At 51.0% G+C, this 16,459-nt stretch carries 14 protein-coding genes; 1 reads left to right on the forward strand and 13 read right to left on the reverse strand.

Annotated elements, in window-relative coordinates; all coding sequences use genetic code 11:
• Positions 1-20: 20 nt before the first annotated feature.
• From polA to BJP58_RS12500, 11 genes are all read right to left on the reverse strand, one after another.
• Positions 21-2,681, reverse strand: a complete 2,661-nt coding sequence (polA, locus tag BJP58_RS12450) for a DNA polymerase I (protein ID WP_194544184.1) — start codon at positions 2,679-2,681, stop codon at positions 21-23.
• 268 nt (positions 2,682-2,949) lie between these two features.
• Positions 2,950-3,609 (reverse strand): phosphate signaling complex protein PhoU, encoded by a 660-nt coding sequence (phoU, locus tag BJP58_RS12455; protein WP_194544185.1) that lies wholly within the window; start codon positions 3,607-3,609, stop codon positions 2,950-2,952.
• 53 nt (positions 3,610-3,662) lie between these two features.
• Positions 3,663-4,418: a phosphate ABC transporter ATP-binding protein PstB gene (gene pstB, locus BJP58_RS12460; RefSeq protein ID WP_009594645.1), complete on the reverse strand. Its 756-nt coding sequence runs from the start codon at positions 4,416-4,418 to the stop codon at positions 3,663-3,665.
• A 49-nt stretch (positions 4,419-4,467) separates the two neighbouring features.
• On the reverse strand, positions 4,468-5,343 hold the full coding sequence (gene pstA, locus BJP58_RS12465) for a phosphate ABC transporter permease PstA (protein ID WP_194544186.1): 876 nt from the start codon (positions 5,341-5,343) through the stop codon (positions 4,468-4,470).
• Entirely contained in the window at positions 5,344-6,276 is a 933-nt protein-coding gene (gene pstC / locus BJP58_RS12470) for a phosphate ABC transporter permease subunit PstC (protein WP_071218080.1), read from the reverse strand.
• A 59-nt stretch (positions 6,277-6,335) separates the two neighbouring features.
• Positions 6,336-7,340 carry a PstS family phosphate ABC transporter substrate-binding protein gene (locus tag BJP58_RS12475; RefSeq protein ID WP_071218079.1) on the reverse strand — a complete coding sequence of 335 codons (1,005 nt, stop codon included), beginning with the start codon at positions 7,338-7,340 and terminating at the stop codon, positions 6,336-6,338.
• Positions 7,341-7,468: 128 nt separating this feature from the next.
• On the reverse strand, positions 7,469-8,659 hold the full coding sequence (locus BJP58_RS12480) for a methyl-accepting chemotaxis protein (protein WP_194544187.1): 1,191 nt from the start codon (positions 8,657-8,659) through the stop codon (positions 7,469-7,471).
• 174 nt (positions 8,660-8,833) lie between these two features.
• The gene (locus BJP58_RS12485) at positions 8,834-9,565 is read right to left on the reverse strand and encodes a response regulator transcription factor (protein WP_071218077.1); all 732 of its coding nucleotides are present in this window, start codon (positions 9,563-9,565) and stop codon (positions 8,834-8,836) included.
• A gap of 70 nt (positions 9,566-9,635) precedes the next feature.
• Positions 9,636-11,450 carry a two-component system histidine kinase PnpS gene (gene pnpS, locus BJP58_RS12490; RefSeq protein ID WP_194544188.1) on the reverse strand — a complete coding sequence of 605 codons (1,815 nt, stop codon included), beginning with the start codon at positions 11,448-11,450 and terminating at the stop codon, positions 9,636-9,638.
• Positions 11,451-11,475: 25 nt separating this feature from the next.
• Positions 11,476-12,447 carry a bile acid:sodium symporter family protein gene (locus BJP58_RS12495; RefSeq protein ID WP_194544189.1) on the reverse strand — a complete coding sequence of 324 codons (972 nt, stop codon included), beginning with the start codon at positions 12,445-12,447 and terminating at the stop codon, positions 11,476-11,478.
• Positions 12,448-12,610: 163 nt separating this feature from the next.
• The gene (locus tag BJP58_RS12500) at positions 12,611-14,164 is read right to left on the reverse strand and encodes a fumarate hydratase (protein WP_194544190.1); all 1,554 of its coding nucleotides are present in this window, start codon (positions 14,162-14,164) and stop codon (positions 12,611-12,613) included.
• A gap of 221 nt (positions 14,165-14,385) precedes the next feature.
• On the opposite strand from BJP58_RS12500, the gene BJP58_RS12505 reads away from it, so the two are divergent.
• Positions 14,386-14,760 carry a hypothetical protein gene (locus BJP58_RS12505; protein ID WP_071218073.1) on the forward strand — a complete coding sequence of 125 codons (375 nt, stop codon included), beginning with the start codon at positions 14,386-14,388 and terminating at the stop codon, positions 14,758-14,760.
• 108 nt (positions 14,761-14,868) lie between these two features.
• Here the strand turns inward: BJP58_RS12505 and BJP58_RS12510 are convergent, their stop codons facing one another.
• Together BJP58_RS12510 and BJP58_RS12515 are read right to left on the reverse strand one after the other, a co-directional pair.
• On the reverse strand, positions 14,869-15,735 hold the full coding sequence (locus BJP58_RS12510; RefSeq protein ID WP_194544191.1) for an SDR family oxidoreductase: 867 nt from the start codon (positions 15,733-15,735) through the stop codon (positions 14,869-14,871).
• Positions 15,736-16,023: 288 nt separating this feature from the next.
• Positions 16,024-16,449 (reverse strand): hypothetical protein, encoded by a 426-nt coding sequence (locus BJP58_RS12515; RefSeq protein WP_194544192.1) that lies wholly within the window; start codon positions 16,447-16,449, stop codon positions 16,024-16,026.
• Between the last annotated feature and the right edge of the window lie 10 nt (positions 16,450-16,459).

Here is a 16,459-nt window from a genome sequence, read left to right on the forward strand (position 1 = left end):
GCTAACCATATTGTATAACTTTACTTCGCTTCGTACCAGTTCTCGCCATAGCTGACTTCCGATTTCAGCGGTACCGACAGCTTCAGCGCTTGACTCATCACTTCCGGCACCAATTCCTTCATGATCTCCAGCTCATCCTCCGGCACCTCGAACACCAATTCATCGTGCACCTGAAGCAGCATGCGGCTCTTCAATTGACGATCATGCAGCGCCTTGTCCATATGGACCATGGCCAGCTTGATAATGTCCGCCGCGGTTCCCTGAATCGGCGTATTCATTGCTGTCCGCTCGGCAAAAGACCGCAGGTTGAAGTTGCTGGCGTTAATCTCCGGCAGGTAGCGTCTGCGTTCAAGCAATGTCTTCACATAGCCGTCTTGTTTCGCCTGCTTGACGATCACGTCCATATAACGCCGGACGCCCTGGAACACCTCGAAATACTGGTCAATGAAGGCCGCGGCTTCCTTCCGGGTAATATTCAGGTTCTGGGACAAGCCATAGTCGCTGATTCCATACACGATGCCGAAGTTAACCGCCTTGGCGGATCGGCGCATATTGGAGTCCACCTCATCCACGCCGACTCCGAACACGTCCATTGCGGTCTTCGTGTGGATATCCATATCGTGGACGAAGGCTTCCTTCAGCCGTTCATCATCCGAGATATGCGCAAGCACGCGCAGCTCGATCTGGGAGTAGTCCGCCGCCAAAATGCTCCAGCCCGGCTCGGACGGAACGAAGACCTTGCGCAGCTTGCGGCCCTCCTCCAGACGGATCGGAATGTTCTGCAAATTCGGATATTGGCTGCTCAGACGGCCCGTCGCGGCAATCGTCTGACGATAGTACGTGTGCACTTTGCCCGTTTGTGACGAAATCTCCTTCAGAAGACCTTCCACATAAGTGGATTGCAGCTTGGCCAAGGTACGATACTTCAGAATCAAGCGGACAATATCGTGATAAGGCGCCAGCTTCTCGAGCACCTCGGCATCGGTGGAATAACCGGTTTTGGTCTTCTTGATGACCGGAAGCTCCAGCTTCACAAACAGAATCTCGCCCAGCTGTTTAGGCGAATTAAGATTGAATTCCGTTCCGGCGATCTCATATATCTCATGAACTAGCTTCTCGATCTGTCCTTCAAACTCGCGACCCAGCTCCTTCAAATCCTCCGCATTCACGGCAATTCCCTGCTTCTCCATATCGGCCAGTATGCGGGACAGCGGCATCTCCAGCTCATGGAACAGCGGCAGCATTTCATTGGCAGCCAGCTCCTTCTCCTGAACGGGAACCAGTTCGGATACAGCCAGGCATTTTCTGGCCATGTGCTCGCTGAGCTTCTCCATATCGGGAACCTTGTACTTTGCCCCTTTACCGAAAACATCCTCATCGGCTTGAAGATACGCAAGCCCGTATTTGGAGGCCAGACCGCTAAGACTTTGATTCGATTCGGTTGGGTCCAGCAGGTAGGCAGCCAGATGAACGTCAAATGCCGCGCCGGCAAAAGCAATGCCCTGCCAGTGGAGGGCCAGATCAATGCGGTGCAGATCATATCCGCGTTTAGGGATCCCGCTATCGGCAAGCCAAGCTCGAACAGGCTCGGCCTCTTCCGACTTCAGAACCTCAAACGGAATGAAGTACTGCCGTTCCTCCGTAGCGAGTGCGAGCCCGATCACCTCGGCATGATGGGGATTGTCCCCATGCGTCTCTACATGGAGTATGGTGACGTGGGCCAGGTTATCCGCAACCTCCTTAAGCCCCTTCGTGTCTACAAGGGTCACTTCAATCTTCGCTTCGGGCTTCGACTCAGCCGCATCCCCGCCCACTCCGCTTGTGCTCAGGTTTAACCGTTCAATGAGCGATTTAAACTCCAGCTTCGCCAGTGCGGGCCCTGCCGTCTCTTCATTCAAGCCTGTAAACGCCATGTCATCCAGCGACTGCTCCAGCGGAACTTCGCGAAAGATCGTAGCCAGCTTCTTGCTGAGTATGGCGGAATCCGCATGCTCTTCAATTTTCTCTTTCATCTTGCCTTTCAGCTCGTCGGTGCGTGACACCACGGCTTCAACGGATCCAAATTCATGAAGCAGCTTCAGAGCCGTCTTCTCACCCACTCCTGGAACGCCGGGGATGTTATCGGAAGCATCGCCCATCAGTCCCTTAAGGTCGATAATCTGATCAGGCGTCAGGTCATATCGCTCCTTAATTTGTTCCGGTCCGTAATACTCGATGTCGGTAACGCCCTTGCGGACCATGGCGATCGTGGTATGCTCCGAAGCCAGCTGCAGCATATCCTTATCCCCGGATACAACCATCACCTTCCGGCCAGCTTCATCAGCCTGACGGGTAATGGTCCCGATAATGTCATCGGCCTCATAACCGCCGATTTCAAATTGGGAGACGCCAAGGCCTTTCAACAGCTCTTTCAGCAGCGGGAATTGTCCGGAGAGCTCGGGAGGCGTTTTCTGGCGGCCACCCTTGTAATCCTGAAAATCCGCATGCCGAAATGTTTCCTTGCCTGCATCGAATGCGACCATCATATGGGTCGGTTTGTGTTCCTCAATCAAGCGAAGCAGCATCGTCGTAAAGCCGTAAACCGCATTCGTCTGCTGTCCGCTGGCATTGGTCAGCGGCGGCATCGCGAAGAATGCCCGGTAAATGATATTATTTCCATCAATTAAAATCAGCTTGTCCATAGAACACCTCGCACCAATATTACTTCCTTTCCACATGATAACATAGGTTACCGCCAATTCCGAACAATCCGTTCGATTAACGGTGAATTCCTAAGAATACGCAAAATATCCCCACAAAGTGGGGCCTGCGCTTCGATGCTTATTCCAAATACTTTGCGGGGGCCCCCAATATATAAATGCGATTAAAGAATTGCTTCCGCTTCGCTGGAGCTTTCTAAATTCTCGCAAAAAAACGCCAGCTTTCGCCAGCGTTTGACTTATCATTATGCTATTGATTGAGGTCGGGACGATGACCCGTTACGAGGTACACCGTGCTCTCGCCAATGTTGGTTGCATGGTCGGCGATCCGTTCGATGTAACGTCCCACCATGATCAGCAGCATCGCCTGATTGGCCGAATCCGGATCGGAGGTCAGATGCGCATACAGGTCCTGCAAAATCACGCTGTACAAATGATCGATCTGATCATCGTCCTGGGCCATTTTATAGGCAAGATCCGTATTTTCCGTCAGATAGGATTCGATCGATTCCGAAACCATCGCGCGCACCAAATCCGACATCCGCGGAAGATCCACCAGTGGCTTGATCAGCTTCTGGCCTTGCAGACGGATCGTCACTTTAGCGACATCCCGCGCCAAGTCACCCATACGCTCCAAATCGCTTGCAATCCGGAAAGCCACTAAAATCCGGCGCAAATCCTTTGCCACAGGCTGCTGGGTCACGATCAGACGGGAGCCGATGTCCATGATTTGCTCTTCCATGTTGTTTAACTGCACATCGTTCTTGATAACCGCCTGCGCTTTCTCCGCATCCAAGGTCTGAAGGGACTCCACGCTGTTTGCCAGTGCCTCCTCCATATGCTTGCCCATATCCTGCAGCAAACTTCTCAGCTCATCAAGCTGCTGATCAAACTCAATTCTCCGGATCATGTGTGATGCTCCTCCTATCTACTTTTAAGAAAGATCATAGTCGTGATAATGGCTTAACCAAACCGGCCCGAGATATAATCCTCGGTACGTGCATCCGACGGCGTCGAGAACAGCGTATCGGTGTTTGCAGATTCAACCACTTCGCCATTCAGGAAAAATACGGTCTGCCCGGATACGCGTGCTGCCTGATGCATGTTATGCGTAACCATGACGATGGTGTATTTGCTCTTCAGCTCCTGCACCAGCTCTTCGATTTTCAAAGTCGAGATCGGGTCCAGCGCGGAAGTTGCTTCGTCCATCAGCAGGATATCCGGCTGTACGGCAAGTGCCCGGGCAATGCATAGGCGCTGCTGTTGGCCGCCGGACAAGCTCAGCGCGGACCGCTTGAGATAATCCTTGACTTCATCCCACAGCACGGCTTGTTTCAAGCTCTGTTCCACGATTTGGTCCAGCTCCGCTTTATTGCGGATACCGTGAAGTCGCGGCCCGTAGGCGATGTTGTCATAAATCGATTTAGGAAACGGATTCGGCTGCTGGAATACCATCCCTACCTGCTTGCGCAAGGCTTCAACGTGGACTTCCTCGCTGTAGATTTCGGTTCCTCCGATTTGCACGCTGCCTTCAATCCGAGTGGAAGGAATCATGTCATTCATGCGATTCAGCGTGCGCAGCAGCGTAGACTTACCGCAGCCCGACGGTCCGATGAACGCCGTCACCGTTTTCTCCGGAATGTCCAGATCCACGTTTTTAAGCGCATGGTACGTGTCGTAGTAAAGATTTAATTTCTTAATCTGTATGATGGATTCCATATCTTATTCATGTCTCCTTTTTCACGATTAGATCTGCTTTATGCGTCTCTTAGATGTTCTTCGAATACTTGTTCCGGATCCACACGGCTGCAATATTCATGATGAACAGCATGATGAGCAACAGAATAATACCCGAAGCCGCCAGCTCGTGGAAAGCCTCACTTGGTCTTGATACCCAGTTAAAGATCTGGATCGGCATGACAGTAAACGAATCAAGCAGATTTTCCGGCAAGAAGGCCACGTACGTTAAAGCACCGATCATGATCAGCGGTGCGGTTTCGCCGATCGCACGAGACAAGGCCAGGATAACCCCGGTCATAATTCCAGGAATCGCTGATGGCAGCACGGCGCTGGACACCGTTTGCCATTTCGTTGCGCCCAGCGCATAAGAAGCATCGCGCCGGTTCTTAGGCACGGCGCGAAGCGCCTCCTGAGCGGCAACGATAATAATTGGCAGCACCAGCAGCGTCATCGTTAATACCCCGGACAACAGGCTGCGGCCAAGATTCATGCTGCGCACGAAAATCGCCAGTCCCAGGATACCATATATAATAGAAGGAACCCCTGCAAGCGTACTGATATTCAGCTGGATCAGCCGAACCCAGCGGCTGCGGCCCGCATACTCTTCAAGAAAGATTGCCGCGCCCACGCCTAATACAAAAGACAGCGGGGCCATGAGCAGGAGCAGATAAATCGTGCCGACAATCGGCGATTTCAGGCCTGCTTTATCCGCGATACGTGACGGAAAGTTCGTGAACAGATCGGGTGAGAGTCTGTGAACGCCATCCATCACGATCGTAACAATCAAAGCCATCAAGGCTAGAATACCGATACTGGTACAAGCCAGGAATATCATATGCAGCGTTTGGTCACCCAGACGTCTCCGGTTGATTCCTTTGCTATCCCCCAGATTCAATTGTTTCATCTAGTATTCCTCCCTGAAGCGGCGAGCGACCCACTGCGCCAATATATTAAGCAAGAAGGTGATGACAAACAAGGTCAGACCTACCGCAAAAATCGTGCCGTATTCAATCGTTCCTCGCGGAACGTCTCCCATGCTTACCTGAACAATATAAGAAGTCATGGTCTGAATGCTTTCCAGCGGATTCAGTGTCAGCTGCGGCGTAGCACCTGCAGCCACCGTAACGATCATCGTCTCGCCAATCGCGCGCGAGAATGCCAATACGAAGGACGATACAACCCCCGATAAAGCGGCAGGCAGTACAATTTTCAGGGCAACCTCAAATCGGGTAGCACCCAGCGCGTATGCTCCGTGACGAAGGCTCTTAGGCACCGCACGCATCGCGTCTTCACTTAAAGACGAGATCATCGGCAGGACCATGATGCCGACCACGAGACCCGCACTAAGCGCATTGAATATCCCCATGTCGGGAAAAATCTTTTGAAGGAATGGCGTTACCGTTTCAAGCGCAAAATATCCGTAAACAATCGTTGGTACACCAGCCAACACTTCAAGCACTGGCTTTACAACCCCCCGAACCCGGGCAGGAGCGTATTCATTGAGATAAATAGCGCATGCCAAGCCGATAGGCACTGCGAAAATGATCGCAATGCCTGTAATCAGCAATGTGCCGCCCAGCAGGGGCAGCACGCCGAATTCTTTTGGAGGGAGAATTGGACTCCATGTCGTTCCAGTCAAGAAGGACCATACCGGCACTTCTTTGAAGAAGATCACGGATTCCTGTAGAAGTGTATATACAATACCGATGGTGGTAAACACCGAAAGCATGGCACACAAGCCGAGCAGGATTGGAACGATTTTGTCTGAGAGGCGTGTTTTGCTTCGACGGAATGTCATGCTTTTAGTGTTTGCCGCCACGGGTGAAGTTTTGTTCATTCTCCTCTTCCCTTTCTATGGGTTGCCCGAAGGATCCCCTTCGGGCATGAAGTCTTTAATTATTTTGCCAACTTGTCTTTTTCTTCTTGATATTGTTCATCTTGAAGCGGTACGAAACCAACTTCGCCAGCAAGACTAGCGGCATTATCAAGGTAGAAGTTCATGAATGCATTCACTTCCGGACGCTCAAGCTCCTTATCGTTTACATAGAGCAGCAGCGGACGGGACAATGGAGCATAACTGTTATCCTTGATCGTTTCCATGCTTGGAGCTACTGTAGCCGTACCGTTATCGATCGGAACCAGCTTCAATTTGTCTTGGTTCTCTTCATAGAAGGAGAATCCGAAGTATCCGATGGAGTTCTTGTCGCCAGCAACCCCTTGTACGACTGCATTTGTATCGGCACTGAACGTGATTTGGCTATCGTTTCTGCTTGCTTGAGCTTCACCGTTAATCGCTTCTGTGAAGTAGTCGAATGTTCCGTGGTCTGTACCAGGAGAGTAAATTTTGATTTCCTCTGCCGGCCATCCTTCGCGAACGTCAGCCCATGTTTTTACAGTGCTGTTCGGCTCGTAAATTTTCTTCAGCTCATCTACCGTTAATTTATCTACGAATTCATTGCTCGGGTTAACAACAACGGATAGTCCGTCATAAGCTACCAGAACCTCATGATAGGTAATGCCCTTGGATTTTGCTTCTTCAGCTTCACTGTCTTTAATTGGACGGGATGCATTGGAAATTGGAATCTCTCCATTATTGAAGCGTTTGAAACCGCCACCTGTTCCGCCTGTTCCAATCGGAATGCGGACATCCGGGTTCGCTGCGCCGAACTCTTCAGCGATGGCTTCAGTTAATGGATGCAATGTACTGGAACCGTCAATTTCAATCGTTCCCGACAAAGCTGTTGTTGTGCTTCCTTCATTTTGCTGTGCTGAACCGTTGTCTGTATTTTCTCCTGAAGCACCGCCGGAAGTTGTTCCTCCGCCGCATGCCGCCAAAAGCGTGCTCAGCATTAACACCAGTACGAGAATACCTGCTGGTTTACGACCCCTTCTTTTAAACAAACGAATCCACTCCTTCAAAATGGTTGTTGTCTCTACTTCCTACTTACAATATTGATATTAATCCCGGAATGTAATAGCAGTTTCTGAGAAATGTAAACGCAGTGTAAAATATTTTAATCATAGTAGAGTTATAGATTCGACCTATCTTCCATGATCGAAGCTTCACCGGTGTTCATTCCGGCAAGCTCATCCTTCACCCGCTTCACACGCTTCACGGTTTCCTCGGCCAGTTGATAAACCTGATTACCGGACTTCTGAACCTCTTGAACGGCATTGTCCATTTCATTAAACATTTGGGCACCTTCCGTTACATACCCCTCGCAGGATTGGATTTCCTTCAGCGACGATACAGCCCCCTTGGCTGTATCTGCTGCCAGCCCCTGGATTTGCTCGAGCAGCTGCGATATATCCCCTGACAGCTTACGCGTTTGTTTTGCTAGCGATTGTACCTCTGCCGCAACCACTTGAAATCCACGCCCATGCTCTCCGGCATGCGCTGCTTCAATCGAGGCATTCATGGCCAGCAGACTGCTTTGGTTCGCAAGCTCGGTAATCATGCCGGTGATGGAAAATATGCGGCTGGCATCGGCTGCGAGCTCGGAGGCCTGGCCTTCACGCTTCGTCATATCCTCTACAAGACCAAGGTACGAGGTTCGGACAAGATCCAGTTTCTCCTTCCCGGTTTGTGACCACTCCCTCATCCGTATACATTCCGAGTTTGTTCTCGCTGCTGCCGTTCGGACCTCGGTTAAAGAGGATTGAATGTTCCGGGTATGCCGGTAGCTTTCCTGCAGGATCAGTTCCCGCTTCTCTTCCGCTTCCGCTTGGAGCATACTGGACAGACTCATTAGATCCCTGACGGTAAGCACGCCTAGCAGTCGTCCTTCATCCGTGATCAGGACACAATCATAAAATTTGGAATCCGGGCGCTGCAGGGACAATTCCAGCAACGTTCCGACCTTCTCGAATATATCGACACGCGTCGGTTGATGGTCCGCAAACTGGTAGGCGGGCTTGGAATAATACAGGTCCACGGCAAACCTGCCCATCATTCGCTGGTAAAACACATCCCGCATAATCAGTCCTGCTGGTGTATCTGCCTCATCGCAATAAATAACACACGGGATACGCTGATCCTTCGCAAACACATTCAGCACATCGAGGCAGGATTCAGATTTCGTTATAACAGGGACCCTTCTTATGTATTGCCGATATAATGCGCCTGCTTCAGGCTCGTTTGCTGCATGTCCATCAAGTACCGGCTCTACCTCCACCTTCATTCTCTCTGTCTGATTCGGTATGGTTTGAAGCAGTGTCATGCGCCTTCACCCCTTCTTCATCTGGTCCTTTAGACGCATCTTACCGGACAAGTATTATGGGAATATACTCGAATGATTAAGGGAGTGTAAACTGCGGAAGGATAATGGCGCGGAAATGAGACATTAGACATGTCAGGATCTGACCAAAGGCCCAAAAAAAGACTCCTCATCATTTCAAACGGAATGATGGGAGCCTTTTTTCGGATTCACTACAAGTTTATAACCAACCCCGCGAATGGAGTCAATGTGTACAGATTCAGGATCGAGCTCAAGCTTCTTGCGCAGGGAACTCACATGAACGTCCACGGTTCGCTGACCGCCGATATAATCGAAGCCCCAGACCACGTTCATCAGATCATCCCTCGTTAACACAACGCCCGGTTTTTTGGCCAGGTAGAGCAGCACCTCAAATTCTTTCGGCCGGAGATTAATGCTCTGACCGCCAAGCCGGACCTCGTATTTCTCAGGATAGATTTCCAATTCTCCAAGCGAAATGACGTTTCCCTGGTGGTCTGTCGTCTTTGCTTCATCGGCGTGACCGGAAACCCGGCGCATGACGGCTGATACACGGGCCAGCAGCTCAGATACGCCAAATGGCTTGGTAATATAGTCATCCGCCCCCATCTTCAGACCTTGAACAACTTCCTCTTCGGCGTTCTTCGCGGTCAGAATAATGATCGGCGTGGTAATTCCGTTACTTCGGAGCTTCTCTAAAATCTGAAAGCCGTTCATGCCAGGCAGCATGACATCCAGCAGAATCAGATCATATTCATGATTCGACGCTTTCTCGTAACCTGCGGTACCGTGTTCCTCTACCTCGACTTGAAAACCTTCCTGCGTCAGATTGTAGGACAACAGCCGCGATAGTGTCGGCTCATCTTCAATAACAAGCATGCGTTGCGTCAATGTTACCCCCGCCCTTATCTTGATAATTGGACTGCTTATGCAAGTATATCAACAGAATGTTAACGGAGTGTTAACTTCCTGTATCGTGCGTTTCCTGCAGGATCGGAAGCTCAATGATGAAGGAGCTGCCGATTCCCAGTTCGCTCTCCACCTTGATGGTTCCGTGATGAAGATCCACCAGATGCTTTACGATCGACAGTCCAAGCCCCGTTCCGCCTGATCCGCGCGAACGGGCTTTATCCACCCGATAGAAACGTTCAAATATACGGGGAAGATCTTTCTTCGGAATGCCAATCCCGGAATCCTTAACAAGGAACTCCACAATATCCTCGGCGTTCCTGTTACTATGCTTTTCACGAGCCGTTAATTTTACTCGTCCGCCTTCTTGCGTGTAATTGATCGCATTCGAGAGCAGATTCATAAAAATCTGGCGGAGCTTGTCCTCGTCCCCCTCCATAAACAGCTCTTCCGGAATGTCAAGCTCCAGGCTGATCCGCTTCTTCTCCGCCACCGTGCGCATCATTTCGGATATTGTATCAAAGAATGCCGACAAATGAATCGGCGAGTAATCCATCTGAATCCGCTTGGATTCGATTTTGGACAGCTCCAGAATGTCACCGATCAGCCGATTTAGCCGTTCGGATTCGTCATAAATAATCTGGAGGAAGGAGCGCGATGTCTTCTCATCGGTCACCCCGCCGCCAAGCAGCGTTTCGGCAAACCCTTTCACCGCAGCGAGCGGAGTCTTCAGCTCGTGAGATACGTTGGCTACGAATTCGCTCCGCATGCGTTCAAGTCTGCGGATATCACTTACATCCTGCAGCAGGAACAGCATCCCGCGATAGGACTCCTGCTCTTCCTCCTGCATCATCGCAACCCCATCCAGGCGGATGATTGATTCCACAGGATAATAAATGTTGCGCTCTTCATGGAAGTCCTCCTTGCTCTCAAGGCCTTCCTCCATCAGTTTGGTCAATTCATAATGCTGCTTAAGCTCACGGTACGATTTGCCTGTTATCACTTCAGCATTAATGCCGAGCATTCTCTCGGCAGCACGGTTCACAAGAATGATCTGGCCTGCCCCGCTCACCATGACAATACCGCCTGTCATATTGTTTAGAACGCTTTGCAGCAAATCTTCATTATCCCGTATCGTCCGCAGCTGGGTTTGCAGGCTGTCAGCCATTCCATTAATGGCGTGCGCCAATTGACCGATCTCGTCTTTACGGTGAATCTTTACCCTCGCATCATATTCAAGACGCGATATCCGTCTGGCTACGCGCGTGATTTTCTCAAGCGGCGAGGTCAAGCCCTTGGCGACACGATAACTCACCAAGGCAGCTAGCAGGAACAGCACCAGCAGGCCGATCCCCATCACGGTCCAGCCTTGTTTGACTCCCTGGTCCACTTCCTTGAGACTGACGGACAAGCGGACGAATCCGTCGAAATTCTCTCCGGCCTTGACCGGAAGTGCGACGTACAGCATGTCCTGCCCAAGCGTATCACTCCGACGAATGGTACTCCCGCGCCCCGCTTTTACCGCTTGAAGCATCTCTTCACGATAAGCGTGGTTATCCATGGTTAAGGGATCACTCTCCGAATCCCCGATAACTTTACCATCCTTCAATATAAAGGTCACTCTCGCATCAGACAGTTCTTCAAGCTGCAAGGATCTTTCGGTATAATACGAAAGAGCATCCGCGCTGTCCGTATCCGGAAACTCCATCATGGTCTGCAGAAGCCGAATCTCCCGGACCATATTGTCCTCCAGCAGCTGAATATGGGACTGCTTGAATACCGTCACCATAGCCAGTCCTGCCGCGAGCATAGATAACCCAATTAAAGTAAGCATAATCAGAGTCAAACGATTGCGATACTGCCTCATGGTCTCTCCTCTTTCTGCCGCGTGATCATTTTGGATAACTTACCGCTCGTGTGCGTCTTCGGTGGAATAACGCATGAATGATGGTTGCCGCCGGCTGCTGGAACATAATGCCCAGCACCACCGGGATGGAAGCCTGGGGTGAGAAATACGTTGTAGCTAACACCATCCCGAGTGATATATTACGCATTCCGGACGCGTATGTAAATGTAATTTGCATTTCCTGTGTCGGTCCGAGCATCGCATAGGAGCCAAAATAGCCAAGCAAATAGCAGATCACAATCAGCGTAACGACAACCGGGATCACTACCAGCATCTCCTCCTTCATGCCTGCTGCATGGGGAGCGATGGCTGCCGCGTTCAGCATCACCACGAGCATAAAAAACAGCTTCGATATGGGCTGGGCTACAGGAGCCGACCAGTCCTTGATCCGTCCTTTGGAACCTTCATACAGCATCACCCCGATCAGAGTGGGCAATACCACCATGGTCAGCAAATCGAGAATCAGCTCAGACGCATTCCATGTGACCAGTGCATCCCCGATAAACATATCCATCAGAGCCGGTACGACTAAGGGACTGAGTATGGTATCCAGCACAACTACCGCCAGGATGAACGGAACGCTGCCGCCGGAGCTTCCGACCCACATCACCGAGGATATCCCCAGGGGAATGATCGCGAACAGCAGCAAGCCAATCGTATAATCCGAGTGCGCACCAAACACGGCCGAGCCCAGTCCATAGGCAAGCACCGGAGCGGCCGCATGGGCTAGAAAGAGCGTTAATATAACAGCAAAGGGGCGCTTCAGAACCCCTTGCAGATGACGGATCCCACAGCCAAGTGCCATCACCAGTGTAATATAACCGAATAGATAAGGAATCCAGTGAACAAAGTCCACCAAAACATCCGAGAGCAGCCAGCCTAGCACCAGCGAGCCTGGAATCAAGAGAAAGGTGTACTTTTCAAACCAAGATGCAAAGGCTAGTCCAAAACTTCTCACCTGTTTCCTCCTATGACTGAATTGACGTATTTGACTTTCATCATAAACCGGAGTGTCCGAAAACCGCAACGAAAATTCGAAATAAGGCCCCCATTCCCGTATTCAACAAAGAAGCATCGACTGGCACATGAAGGCCAATCGATGCTTCTTCAGATGCTCCGGATTAGGAGAACACCGCCTCTTTAAACATGGCCAGCTTCTCTGCCGAATCCTTGCTCACGTCGGCATGCAGGCTGTTTCCGTGCGAATCCATCGTGACGATCGCGGCAAAGCCGTCAACCTCCAAATGCCACATCGCTTCCGGAATGCCAAACTCCATGAAATCCACGCCGTTTACTTTTTTGATGCATCTCGCATAATACTGGGCGGCCCCGCCAATCGCATTCAGATATACGCCGCCATGCTCCTGCAGGGCTTGAAGCGTCTTGGGACCCATGCCGCCCTTTCCGATAACCGCGCGAATGCCGAATTTTTTCAAAATATCGCCCTGGTAAGGTTCTTCTCGAATGCTGGTTGTCGGGCCTGCTGCCTTGACATGCCATCCCTCTTCATCCTGCATCATAACCGGACCGCAGTGATAAATGACGGACCCGTTCAGGTCGATAGGGGCCTCGTGATCCATCAGATATTTATGAAGCGCATCCCGTCCGGTATGCATCTCGCCTCGGATCACCACCACATCCCCAACGCGCAGGGAACGAATTTGCTCCTCGCTGATTGGCGTCTGCAGCACCACTTCGCGGCCCTTGGAATCACTTGGACCGGAGTCTTCGACTTGGGAAACAGCCGTTTCGGAATTGGCGTTCATCTGCACCTGACTGCCTGCTTCATACAGCCATTCCGTGATCTCCCCCGTGTCCGGCTCAACCATTACGCCCTGACGGCGGAACGCCCAGCAGTTATAAGCAACCGATACAAAAAAGCTTGCCGGCAGACGGTTCATCGCACCGATTTTGCAGCCGAGCAGCGTGACTTCTCCGCCAAAGCCCATCGTGCCGATCCCGAGTTTATTTGCATTTTCCAATATGTAATCTTCGAGCTTCGCCAAATCTTCATTCGGGTTCACATCTTCGACATGACGGAACAGCTGATGTTTCGCAAGCTCATAACCTGTCGTCCGGTCGCCGCCGATGCCTACGCCGATAAATCCAGCGCTGCAGCCTTGGCCTTGAGCTTGGTACACGGCATGCATGATGCATTTGCGAATCCCGTCCAAATCACGGCCCGCTTTCCCGAGCCCTTCAAGCTCTGCAGGAAGGCTGTACTGAATGTTTTTGTTCTCGCAGCCGCCCCCTTTCAGGATGAGACGGACGTCCACCTTATCCTGCTCCCACTGCTCGAAATGGATGACGGGCGTGCCAGGGCCGAGATTATCCCCGCTGTTAGCGCCAGTCAACGAATCCACCGAGTTTGGACGCAGCTTGCCATCCTTCGTGGCGCGAATCACCGCAGAGTAAATCGCCTTCTTCATCTCGATTTGGTTCGCACCCACAGGTGTATGTACGATGAATGTTGGCATGCCGGTATCCTGGCAGATCGGCGATACTTCCTGCTCGGCCATCTCAATATTTTGAGCGATCGTTGCCAGTGCCAGCCCCGCTCGCGTTGCCGCATCCTCAGACGCTCGGCCGCGGTTGACTGCTCTTCGCACATCCCCGGGCAAATTCGTGGAGGTTTCTACAATCAGTCGATACATACTCTCTTCAAATAATTTCATAACGTTGGTAAACTCCTCTCTTTCATAACCCAGACATGATAGCAAAATAAGAATCATTATAAACTGCCAATATTGTTATCATATCATATCATTTCGCACATGAAAGGGTTTACTTCAAAAAATGAAAGAGTAGAGAAAATGTGTTGATACTCCCCCCTTTTATCGACCATACCCCTTCTATTAATCTCGCATATATTGGTTAAGAAAAGGAGGTGATTGCTATGATGAAAGCCTCAATCTCCCAGGTGGTCTTTCCAAGGCTTGCCCTGTTTAGAGACGAGTTCTACAACGGACGCCGGTTTATCGTGCGCGGCAATGTAGGCATCCGTAATCTCGAGCGTACCTTCGGCGACATTGAAAGCTTGAGATTCTTCTCGACAAGCTCCAATGCCACCCTGGTCCTGTTCTCGGAGCCGAATTTCCGAGGCGCATTCAGAGTATTCCGCGGAAACACCAACATCGCTGACCTTGGCGATATCATCGGCGGCGATGAAGAACCTGAATCCATCATCAGCACCAACCGCCGTTTGACGCTCGCCCAGATCAGAGCGATCCGGGATGCAGGCGTGCTGCCTTCCGGTTTTAGAAGCATCTGATTCTGCGCAAGCTGCCCCCATATTGAAACAGCGGACATTCGGGCTGAAGTCCCGGATGTCCGCTGTTTTTTTCGTGAAAGGATGACCCTGTTGTTCCCTCAAAGGGCTTTACCCATTAATTACTTCGCCGCCATTCACGTGAATGACTTGTCCACTCACATAGGAAGAGTCCGTTGAGGCCAGATATACATAGGCTGGGGCCAGCTCTTCCGGTTGACCCGGTCGTTTCATCGGCTGGGTCGCCCCAAACTCGGCCACCTGATCCGGCGGGAATGTTGAAGGAATCAGCGGCGTCCAGATCGGTCCCGGGGCAACGGCATTTACCCGGATCCCTTGACCGACCACATTCATCGATAACGAGCGTGTAAAGGCAACGATGGCCCCCTTCGTCGATGCATAATCCAGCAGCTGCGGGCTTCCCCGGTAAGCCGTGATGGAGGTCGTATTAATAATGGAGCTGCCCTTGGACAGATGCGGCATCGCCGCCTGCGTCAGGTAGAACATACCGAAAATATTCGTACGGAAGGTCCGCTCCAATTGTTCTTTGGTAATATCCTCAATCTTCTTCTGCGGATGCTGTTCGGCTGCGTTGTTAACGAGAATATCGAGTTTACCGAGCTTCTCCACGGTTTCGGTAACCGCATCGCGACAAAAAACGTCATCACCGACGTCACCGGCGATCAACAGACATTTTCGGCCTTCCTGCTCCACCTGTCGTTTGGTCTCTTCCGCATCCTTATGCTCATTCAGGTACACAATGGATACGTCCGCGCCTTCCTTGGCGTAGTACACCGCAACCGCACGGCCGATCCCGCTGTCGCCTCCGGTAATCAGCGCTACCTTTCCTTTTAGCTTACCGGCTGCTTTGTATTCGTTACTCTCAAACTCCGGCTTCGGGTGCATCTCCGATTCGGTTCCGGGTCTGTGATCCTGATGCTGGGGCGGCAAGGTTTGTTTTGGTTGATCTTGTGGCATATGAACATTTCTCCTTTCAGGTCAGTATCTCAAACTACCTCTCATAGGATGCGTTCGACGCGGCTTCTTATTCTCATAAAAAGCCCTTCGCTATTGTTTTTACCCAGATTGTACGAGATCAAACGAAAGTAAAGCTCTTTTTGCCCAACAAAAAAAGTCCCAAAAACGAGGCCTTGCTCCGAGGACCGTTCAGATCCTTGGCAAGCCCCCGGTCATTTAACAATTCTAAATGTCAAAAAAAAAGCCGCCCGATAAACGGAACGACTTCTCTTTCGTATGTAGCTATTCTTAGATGATATGGTTGAATACCATGAAGAAGATCATAACCAAGAGCAGCAAGGCAAGAAGTGCGCTAAGCGTACCCAGCTTGCTTGTTTCTTCCTTCACTTCACGCTTCTCGCGGATCCCTGCAAGCGCAGTCTTCAATGGCTTGCTCATGATGCCTCCAATAGCAAACATCGCCAGCAGCAATAACGTTACAATGATCATCCAAGGAACCGAATACTCGCCTTGGGACATCATGTATCCGCCAGTCAATAACTGAATAACCAAGCCGTACTGAGCAAAACGGTTCGCTACTCGAATCGTATTAACGGCTCCTTCTTGAGCGCCGAGGGACAGCTTCTGAATACCGCCAACAACAAACGGCAGAATCAAGTAAAATCCTAGAGCCGCCGTACCGACCATATGCAGAAAAAATGTCACGTTCCACATAAATAATTCC

Source organism: Paenibacillus sp. JZ16 (genome assembly GCF_015326965.1).
GTDB lineage: Bacteria > Bacillota > Bacilli > Paenibacillales > Paenibacillaceae > Paenibacillus_AQ.

Bases quoted from the DNA above. Each gene is read 5' to 3' on its own strand.
- polA (WP_194544184.1), bottom strand. From the start codon at position 2,681: ATGGACAAGCTGATTTTAATTGATGGAAATAATATCATTTACCGGGCA.
- phoU (WP_194544185.1), bottom strand. From the start codon at position 3,609: ATGATCCGGAGAATTGAGTTTGATCAGCAGCTTGATGAGCTGAGAAGT.
- pstB (WP_009594645.1), bottom strand. From the start codon at position 4,418: ATGGAATCCATCATACAGATTAAGAAATTAAATCTTTACTACGACACG.
- pstA (WP_194544186.1), bottom strand. From the start codon at position 5,343: ATGAAACAATTGAATCTGGGGGATAGCAAAGGAATCAACCGGAGACGT.
- pstC (WP_071218080.1), bottom strand. From the start codon at position 6,276: ATGAACAAAACTTCACCCGTGGCGGCAAACACTAAAAGCATGACATTC.
- BJP58_RS12480 (WP_194544187.1), bottom strand. From the start codon at position 8,659: ATGACACTGCTTCAAACCATACCGAATCAGACAGAGAGAATGAAGGTG.
- pnpS (WP_194544188.1), bottom strand. From the start codon at position 11,450: ATGAGGCAGTATCGCAATCGTTTGACTCTGATTATGCTTACTTTAATT.
- BJP58_RS12500 (WP_194544190.1), bottom strand. From the start codon at position 14,164: ATGAAATTATTTGAAGAGAGTATGTATCGACTGATTGTAGAAACCTCC.
- BJP58_RS12505 (WP_071218073.1), top strand. From the start codon at position 14,386: ATGATGAAAGCCTCAATCTCCCAGGTGGTCTTTCCAAGGCTTGCCCTG.
- BJP58_RS12510 (WP_194544191.1), bottom strand. From the start codon at position 15,735: ATGCCACAAGATCAACCAAAACAAACCTTGCCGCCCCAGCATCAGGAT.
- BJP58_RS12515 (WP_194544192.1), bottom strand. From the start codon at position 16,449: ATGTGGAACGTGACATTTTTTCTGCATATGGTCGGTACGGCGGCTCTA.